This window comes from Aporhodopirellula sallentina SM41 (assembly GCF_000346505.1).
In the GTDB taxonomy this organism is placed as follows: domain Bacteria; phylum Planctomycetota; class Planctomycetia; order Pirellulales; family Pirellulaceae; genus Rhodopirellula; species Rhodopirellula sallentina.
This window is the reverse complement of the sequence record NZ_ANOH01000273.1, coordinates 23,654-31,304: the sequence shown is the minus strand read 5'-3', so window position 1 is coordinate 31,304 and position 7,651 is coordinate 23,654. Positions and strand designations below refer to the sequence as shown.

The window sequence follows — 7,651 nt, the reverse complement described above, 5'->3', positions numbered from 1 at the left end:
GCGACCGAGGAAAGCGATCGGGAGACCAACCCCCGGTTGAGCTTCCGTTCGCTTCCTCGGTGCGAAGCGTCGCTATCGTTTTTGGCAGAGGAAGCCCCCGCGAAGCATGAGAAGGCTGCTTCGCGAGGGTCCCAAATCCGCCAAAAATGATTAGGCAAGGATGTCGGCAGTTTCTTGGAACTTAGCCGATGCGTTCGTACCAACGCTTTGAACAGCGATCAAGCAAGTAACGATGATCAAAGCCAACATCACGGCGTACTCAACCGCAGTTGGTCCGTCTTCTTCTTTCAGGAATGCAACAACGTTTTCTGCAAATTTCTTCATGTCTATCTCCAGACGATTCGTGGGCAGTGTCTTCGAAAGCAAACAAACCTTCGAAGGCGAACAACCCGGCGACGATAAATTGAGACGACCCACAGCGAGCCGGCTCGATCGTAAAGCAGCCATATCAAGTACGAATTAATCGTCTGACAAGCCTCGGTTCAACGCCTGGCGGAGTCTCGCTCGAACACACCCGAAGATGCATTTGAGATCCAATCCACCAACCGTCAGCGCCAGGCAACTCGGCTTTCCTGAAGCCAAGCCCAACAGCGAAAAGGATCGCTACCAGACCGACTCACGGACCCGTGGTTTTGCGCCCCGCCCTCTCGGACGGTTTGCCTTTGTCAGGGAACTTCGGCTGACCAGAACTCACTCCCACTACCAGCAACACACCGGTCAAGAGTTCGCTCCAGCAGCAAGACCCACCCAAGGGTCTCGCTCTCTCACTACAGAAAGCTACGCCAGGAATTAGCCGAGTCAAAAAAGATGGGTCAGTCAGACCCCGATGATGAGTGAAAATCCCCACCTCTGACGATTGTGCGGGTTAGGAGAGTACTGAGGATGCCCCTCTACCGATGACTAACAGCCTAATCACCAACCGATCGTCCAACGAATAACACATCCACACGTTTGCCGCGCAAAGAACCTGCGCACAGAAAGGGGACAAGGAAGAAAGGGGACAAATAAAAGACGTGAAGAAAGAAAGCTCCCGTGAATGCACGTTAGAATACCCGCGATCCAAACGAACTCTCATACCAACATCAAACCAACGCCTTCTTTCCAGCGTTCCCCATGGCAAAATGCGATCAAGGCTATCTATGCGAAGTCTGTGGCGACGAAGTCACATCGATTGTCGAAAGCGATCTGTACTTGCGATACGTGCTCGGACAACTCGATGCCGAAAAACTACACCTGTCCCCCGAAAGACATCTCCGATGCAATCCGGTTTTGTCACAGTACATTGATGACGAACGGTTCGATCCGGTCACGGTCGATTCCGACTTCGACAAACGCGTCCTCGATGCGACGTTCGTCTCGCAGCAAACCGAACGCGTGTCTCGCGCCTACCGACGGCTCTGGCAGATCGCCCAATCAGAAACCCCGATCAGTCTCCTCGAGTATCCGATCGATTCCTAAACGAACAACCGATCAGCAAATAGAATCGCCAATCCCGTAGCCGGAATCAGCATCGCCGTAGCTAGATTCACCAGAAATCAGCGCCCCACCCACGTGACACCGGAAACCTGCCTCCGAAGTCTGGCGACATCGGCTACGTCATTCATTGCAGCGAACGTCAAAATTATTCTTGAAGTGTTTGCCTGAGGCGGTGTTGAAAGGTGCTGATTAATCGCAAAGCGATGACAGGCAAAAGCCCCGGACGTGACGGGCTGTCGATTTAATCAAGAGTCAACCTGTTTTCGTTTAACCGGTAGCCGTAGGCGACATGCAGTGGCAAGCAGGTCGCCTACGGCTGCCCGTTAAACGCAATGCCGTTCAACTTTCGTTTAACCCGTGCCCGAAGGGTAGGTTGTGTTCCGTCAAGCGTCGCCTACAGCTACCGGTTAAACACAAACGCCACAACCCGGTGCTTCATTGAACGGTATTGCCGTTAAACGAATAAATCGACAAACCGGTGAGTCCAGGGCGAAGTCCCGTGAGCCGAAGTGCGTGAGCACTCGGGTGCTGGGCAGTTGCGGCCTCAACACCGCTCGACCGTTCCCACCCGAGGCCTTACGGCCGTTCGGCTCACACCACCTTGCCCGGTCTTTCGCAAAGTGGCCCCAGGCCGTTGGCCTGGGCTCGGCAAACGATTCCCCCCTTTGGGTCGTTGCTTAAAGCGTTCCTCGGACTTGCGCCGGAGACTGTTACCTATCGTTGCATCACGACAGGGGAAATCGTGGGTATTAAAATCGACACCCCACGCAATAGGTTCCTGTCCCCATTCTTCTCGGCATCCATTCAGACAGACCACCACCAGACCACCGTGACCTACTTCGCCTCGTCCTCTTCTTTCTTGTAGGCGTCCAAACGGCGGTACAACGTGCGGGCACCGATGCCCAGCATCTCGGCGGCTTGCTCTCGGTTGTTGCCCGTTAGTTTCAGGGTTTCTTCGATCGCCCATTTCTCGATCGTCGCTAGCGGTTTGCCGATCAAGTTCGACGGCCCCTCAATCAACCCGGCAGGCATTTCCGTTTCGGCTTCGTTCGTTTCGTCCTCGTCAATCAGTTCCGGAGGCAGGTCGTCTTCGCCGAGCGTTCCATCGGTATCGAGAACGACCATCGTCTCGACGAAGTTCCGCAACTGGCGAATGTTACCCGGCCAATCGTACGAATAGAACTTCTTGGTCACCGTCGGTGCGAAGTGGGCGGTCGGTTTCCCGTGTCGTCGCAGGAACATCTTTCGGAAGTGATCCATCAACGCGATCACGTCATCACGTCGCTCCCGCAGCGGCGGTAACTCGATCGTGACAACCTTCAACCGGAAGTACAGATCGTTTCGGAACGTTCCGTTTTCAATCATCTCTTCGAGCGGGCGGTTCGTCGCGGAGATCAAACGCACGTTGACTTTGATCGACTTATTGCCGCCCACTCGCGTGATCTGATTCTCTTCGAGCACACGCAGCAATTTGATCTGCGTGCTCATCGGCATGTCGCCGACTTCATCGAGAAACAACGATCCGCCGTTGGCGTATTCGAACGCGCCCTCACGATCAGAGACCGCATCGGTAAACGACCCTTTGACGTGACCAAACAACTCGCTCTCGACCAGGTTCTCCGAAACCGCGCGGGTGTTCAGTGCCACAATGCGTTTGTTGCGTCTCGGGCTGTTTTGATGAATCGCCTGCGCAACCATCTCCTTCCCCGTCCCGCTCTCGCCGGTAATCAACACCGTCGCATCGGTCGCCGCGATGCGCCGCAGACGATCAATCACCGTCTGCATCTTCTTGCTGGTGTAGACGATCCCTTCGAAGCCGAACCGTTCGTCGAGACGCTGCATCAACTCCGTGTTCTGTCGACGCAGGGCGACTTTTTCGGCCGCCTTCTCCGCGATCGCCCGCAGACCGGACGGCGTGATCGGTTTTTCGAGGAAACTGAACGCGCCCTTTTGCATCGCCTCAACGGCAATCGGAACGGTCGCGTGCCCGGTCACCATCACCACTTCGCTGTCTGGCAAACGTTGCCGAGCGAGGTTGAGCACTTTCATGCCGTCGATGTCGTTCATCACCATGTCGGTAATGACGATGTCAAACGTTTCACGCTGAATCAGATCCGCCGCTTGCGGACCACTGATTGCGACTTCGCACCGATAGCCGACCTTCTCGAGGCTTTCCGTCATCGCGCGAGCGTGCGCGGCCTCGTTGTCGACGACGAGCACACGAAAGTCGCTATGGACTAGCTCGGGCGAGTCGTCGGTTTCCGGATTCATCAAACTACCCAAACGTCTTGCGTAAGAAAGGTTTTGCCAAAGAATGTGGCAAACTTAACGGAAGCCGTCCGAGGTGAACAGACAGCCCGCTACTTCAGCTCTTCCTTGATCTTGTCGCCGAAATTACGGTTGAATTTGCGGACCTTGTCCACAACGACGCGTTGGCAGTAGGCCGCGTTGGGGTTCCTGCGGAAGTAATCTTGGTGATACTCCTCGGCGGGATAAAACTCGGTCGCTTTCTCGAGCTTCGTCACAATCGGATTGCGGAAGTCACCGTGCGTGTCGAGCTCCTTGATGTAGTCCGCCGCGATCCGTTTCTGCTCTTCATCGAGATAAAACACGCTGCTGCGATACTGCGTTCCGGTGTCGACGCCCTGACGATTGAGAGTCGTCGGATCGTGTGTCTTAAAGAACACCTTGAGGATCTCGGCGAATGACGTTTTCGACGGGTCATAGAAAACCTGAACCGCCTCGGCATGGCCGGTCATACCGGTGCACACCTGACGATAAGTTGGATTCGCATTTTTTCCGCCGATGTATCCTGAAACAACGTCGGTGACCCCTTCCATCCGTTCAAACACCGCTTCGGTGCACCAGAAACATCCCCCGGCGAGAATTGCGACCGACTCTTCCGAACTCTCATCCGCGGCGGCCCCGGTGGAGTCGACCGGCGTCTCGGCCCGAACGCATCCGAAGATCACGAACAGGGTCGTCAACGCAATCAACATCACAAACCAATTGCCCATGCGGGATTGTGCGTTGTCCGATGTGGCTGAAATCGCAACGCTAACCGGGTATCCGGATCGATTGGATGTGGAACGACGAAACCGCGTGGAAGGCGACATCAGGCAACTCCGGTCTATCGGGCAAAAGTAAAACAAACAGGGGATAGCTCGCTTCTCAGCAGCGGCTGGAGAAAGCGACCGCGTCCAACACCGCCGCCACAGGGCCGACAACCGAAGGCGCATTCGTTATCGTACGCCTGCCGATCGTCGTTGGATCGGTTCGCCGCGATTGAAAACGGCAATTTTCCCTCCCACAACCACCCCGACACCCACACGATACCAGCATGGGAAGCGAGTACTTCGACCTCCATCATACCGTTTCGGATGATGAAGTAGACGCTCAAGCCCACGTCCACAACCTCAGATACCTGCAGTGGACGTTGTGGGCAGCCCGTGATCACAACGCCACATCGGGATGGAAAGCCGCCCCGGCACTCGAAGATGGCTTCGGTTGGGTCGTGCGAGACCATGAAATCACCTACCGCGCCGCAGCCTTCGGTGGCGAGGAAATCGTCGTCCGCACCTGGGTCAGCGAAGTACGACGGTACGCGTGCACACGTCGATTCCTGATCTGCCGCCCCGCCGATCAAACCGTTCTATGCCGCGGTGCCACCCGATGGGTGTTCGTCGATCTGCGAGCCCACCGCGCGTTGGAAGTTCCGCAAGAGGCGAAAGACGCACTGGTCCTGTGCCCGAAACCTCCAAAGCTCCCGTGGGAAAGTTGAACTCCTGTAGGAACACGGATTGATTCTGGGGTAGCGGGACTCGCAAAGAGTTTCGGGAGGGCTCGTGAATCACCGAAAGCCTTTCGGCTTTCGCTACGGCCTCAACCCGGATTTATCGGCTGCAACAGTCCGGTGGGAACGCTGGACTTCCTTGTCGAACGCAGAAACGCTTTTGGTGACCATTGAGGTGACGAATGACACGACGCGAAAACTCTCATTCGACGGATCTCATGTGGATCCGTATTTTCCTGCGAACGGTTGGCGTCGCGGCGCTGCTCGCCTTTGCCGCCGCCATCATGCCCGGTCGCTGGATGATTGTGATCGCCGGCGAACTCGGTATCGAACCGTTCCCCGATTCGCCGCTGACGTTTTATCTCGCGCGGAACCTGTCGCTGCTCTATGGCTATGTCGGCGTTCTGTTGATGATCATCGCCGGGGACCTCGATCGATACCGCCCGCTCGTCCGCTGGACCGCGATCGGCACAATGTCCTTTGGCGTGATGCAGTGGGTCGCCGATTCCATGGCGGGAATGCCGGCGTGGTGGACGTACGGCGAGAGCACTTCGACTTTCCTCGGTGGTGCTTTGCTGTGGTGGCTCGATGCCCGGACTTCAAAAGAAGCCAACTCTTGAGTATTTTCCCCGCTGAGTTTTCGAAACAAACCGACTGAGGTTTTCGAAACGAACCGATTGAGTTTGCCCTTTCCCAACCATTCCCTGACAACGATCAAAGTACGAGATCCATGCAACGCTCCCTCATCTTGCTCAAACCTGACTGTGTCCAACGTCGCCTGATCGGCGAAGTGATTTCACGTTTCGAGGCCAAAGGGCTTCAAATCGTTGGCCTGAAAATGTTGCAAGTCACCCCCGAACTTTCTCAGCAACACTACGCCGAACACGTCGAGAAACCGTTCTATAAGTCGCTCGAAGACTTCATCACCTCGGCACCTGTTGTCGCGATCGCCCTCGAGGGACTCGACGCCATCGGCGTTGTTCGAGAAATGCTCGGCGCAACCAACGGACTCAAGGCAGCCCCGGGAACCTTGCGAGGCGACTTCAGCAGCAGCCGACAAATGAACCTCGTCCACGCGAGCGATTCGGAAGAGTCCGCCAAGCGTGAACTCGCTCTCTACTTCAAACCGGAAGAGTTCTGCGACTACACGCTGAACCTCGTCCCGTTCATGCGAGCCGACGACGAATAAACGGCCCCGCAGTCGCGCAGCCTTCGGTAGCCGCGACACTTCTTTTCACAACGACGGACGCGCCAACCGCCCGTCGTTTCCGGTGGCGCTGCCACAAACGTAGCCGGAGTCGCCAAACTTCGGACGACGTCAATCAAGCAAATCTGCGTCAACCCCGCGTGCCCCCACTGAACTCTAGGCGAGCCCAGCTACGCCCTGCGTTACTTCTTCACTTTCACTTTTTCCATCGTGATCTGTGGGCCGGGGCGGCGGCCTCTTCGTTTGCCTGTTTCGAGAGGAGTGAACCTTGCGTTGGCAGGCTGCAACAACTTCGTCACGCAGTACGCGTTCACACTCAACTCCAACTCCTCCGCCTCGCGGATCGTGGCTTCGTGAAGACTGCGTGGGATTCGAATCGTGATTACCCGAGTCGGCTCGTGCGCTCCGGCGCGAGACTCGTCCTGGCTCCGCATCGCCGTGAGCATCTCGAGCAACTCTGAGAACTCCGGCGTCGTTTCGAAATATCGCCGCGACTCAGCATCCTCGTATAGCTGGTCCACCACCCCGCCGGGCGCCAGCATCGTGCGATAGAAGACGACCCAACTGCCGGTCTTAGAGAACGCCTCTTCAGCCGACTTCAGCACCTGAGCGGGCCGGTCTTCGAGCGGCAGGTCTTCGGCGATCGGCGACAAGTCCAACTCGTCGCGCGGCGGAGCCTCGAGCACGACAGGCATCGCCTTGCCGCCCTTCCTTTTGTCCGCCGACCGCGTCGACACCACATCACTCGCGTACACCGGAGCCTCATCCGATTCTTCGGTTTGTTTGGTCGCGGCGCGTGACTTCCGCGACCCCGCGTCTTCCTGAGAGGACATGCGAGTGGTCTCTTCGCTGGCGTCTTTGCCACCTCGAAGACGAGTGCTTTGCTTGGCGGTCGACTTGCCTGTTCCGGCCTTCGATTTCATTTCTAATCCGAGATGCGTTGCGGTGTTGGCCGGTGTCCTGAACGACTTCGCCGGCTCGCGTGATTAGTTGCATCTTGAGGCAGGCACCAAACACGACTTCGCAACCATTGCTAGCAAAAGCACTTAGGGCCGCCGGCCCGCGCCGCCACTTTTTTACGCAGCCCGCCAACGCGAGGGGGCTCGCCCGATTGCTTGCTTTTTAAGCAGCCCCAAAACGACCATCCGCCAAGTGTCCACTCGGACGGGACAAGC

Annotated in this window: 8 protein-coding genes and 1 riboswitch; of the genes, 4 read left to right on the top strand and 4 right to left on the bottom strand. The window is 56.8% G+C overall.

The window, feature by feature from the left end; genetic code table 11:
- Positions 1–150 precede the first annotated feature (150 nt).
- A complete protein-coding gene (locus tag RSSM_RS18185; RefSeq protein ID WP_008681921.1) occupies positions 151–324 on the bottom strand; it encodes a Flp family type IVb pilin in 174 nt (57 codons plus the stop codon).
- Positions 325–554: 230 nt separating this feature from the next.
- Positions 555–671: riboswitch (cyclic di-GMP riboswitch) on the bottom strand.
- 442 nt (positions 672–1,113) lie between these two features.
- On the opposite strand from RSSM_RS18185, the gene RSSM_RS18180 reads away from it, so the two are divergent.
- Positions 1,114–1,458, top strand: coding sequence for a hypothetical protein (locus RSSM_RS18180; protein WP_008681919.1), 345 nt, complete (start codon positions 1,114–1,116; stop codon positions 1,456–1,458).
- A gap of 852 nt (positions 1,459–2,310) precedes the next feature.
- Here RSSM_RS18180 and RSSM_RS18175 read toward each other — a convergent pair.
- Entirely contained in the window at positions 2,311–3,747 is a 1,437-nt protein-coding gene (locus tag RSSM_RS18175; RefSeq protein WP_008681918.1) for a sigma-54-dependent transcriptional regulator, read from the bottom strand.
- A gap of 89 nt (positions 3,748–3,836) precedes the next feature.
- Positions 3,837–4,493 (bottom strand): peptide-methionine (S)-S-oxide reductase MsrA, encoded by a 657-nt coding sequence (gene msrA / locus RSSM_RS18170; RefSeq protein ID WP_081613833.1) that lies wholly within the window; start codon positions 4,491–4,493, stop codon positions 3,837–3,839.
- Positions 4,494–4,816: 323 nt separating this feature from the next.
- Here msrA and RSSM_RS18165 point away from each other — a divergent pair, with 323 nt between their 5' ends.
- The 3 genes from RSSM_RS18165 (at position 4,817) to ndk (ending at position 6,458) form a co-directional block, all read left to right on the top strand.
- The gene (locus RSSM_RS18165) at positions 4,817–5,257 is read left to right on the top strand and encodes an acyl-CoA thioesterase (RefSeq protein ID WP_008681916.1); all 441 of its coding nucleotides are present in this window, start codon (positions 4,817–4,819) and stop codon (positions 5,255–5,257) included.
- A gap of 230 nt (positions 5,258–5,487) precedes the next feature.
- Positions 5,488–5,889 (top strand): hypothetical protein, encoded by a 402-nt coding sequence (locus RSSM_RS18160; protein WP_044302952.1) that lies wholly within the window; start codon positions 5,488–5,490, stop codon positions 5,887–5,889.
- Positions 5,890–5,999: 110 nt separating this feature from the next.
- Positions 6,000–6,458: a nucleoside-diphosphate kinase gene (gene ndk / locus RSSM_RS18155; protein ID WP_008681913.1), complete on the top strand. Its 459-nt coding sequence runs from the start codon at positions 6,000–6,002 to the stop codon at positions 6,456–6,458.
- A 200-nt stretch (positions 6,459–6,658) separates the two neighbouring features.
- Here ndk and RSSM_RS18150 read toward each other — a convergent pair whose 3' ends face one another.
- Complete coding sequence (locus RSSM_RS18150) at positions 6,659–7,399, bottom strand: hypothetical protein (protein ID WP_008681910.1); 741 nt, start codon at positions 7,397–7,399, stop codon at positions 6,659–6,661.
- Positions 7,400–7,651 lie beyond the last annotated feature (252 nt).